This window comes from Photorhabdus africana, assembly GCF_035181445.1.
Lineage (GTDB): Bacteria > Pseudomonadota > Gammaproteobacteria > Enterobacterales > Enterobacteriaceae > Photorhabdus > Photorhabdus laumondii.
Genome location: NZ_JAXBVE010000185.1, coordinates 1 through 469 on the forward strand (window position 1 = coordinate 1; position 469 = coordinate 469).

The window sequence follows — 469 nt, forward strand, 5'->3', positions numbered from 1 at the left end:
TAATCGCAGATCCTGCAGGCGCAGGTGAAGCGCGGCAATATCCCGTTCCCGCTGCGCTTTGTTGTCGGTCAGTAAGCGGTGAATGTCCACCGTCAGGATGATGCCGTTGAGCGGCTGGCGCTGACGGTTTTCGGTCAGCCAGGCGAGCAGCGCCTGCCACAGGCGGGCGGGCAGCTGGGGTTTGCCGGTGTCCGGCGGCGATAGCGGGTCGATAAGGAAGCCGTCCGGGTCAATGATGACGGCTTTCTCCCCCAGCCAGCAGCGCAGATGCCGGGGCAGCGCCGCTTCCCCGCTCAGGGTGTCCGGGGCGGCAATGTCAGTCAGCCGGCAGCCGGCCTGAATCAGGGTGGTTTTGCCGCTGCCGGTGTTACCCATCACCAGGTACCAGGGGCGCTGGTAGAGATAATCCCGGGTCCCCAGATGGCGTTGCAGTTGCGCTTGCCAGTGATGGAGATAACGGTCCTGACGG

Annotated in this window: 1 protein-coding gene; it reads right to left on the reverse strand. The window is 64.6% G+C overall.

What is annotated here, in order from left to right:
- The coding region (locus SLS51_RS23330) for a type VI secretion protein IcmF/TssM N-terminal domain-containing protein (protein ID WP_323840854.1) at positions 1-375 on the reverse strand (375 nt) is incomplete at its 3' end.
- Positions 376-469 lie beyond the last annotated feature (94 nt).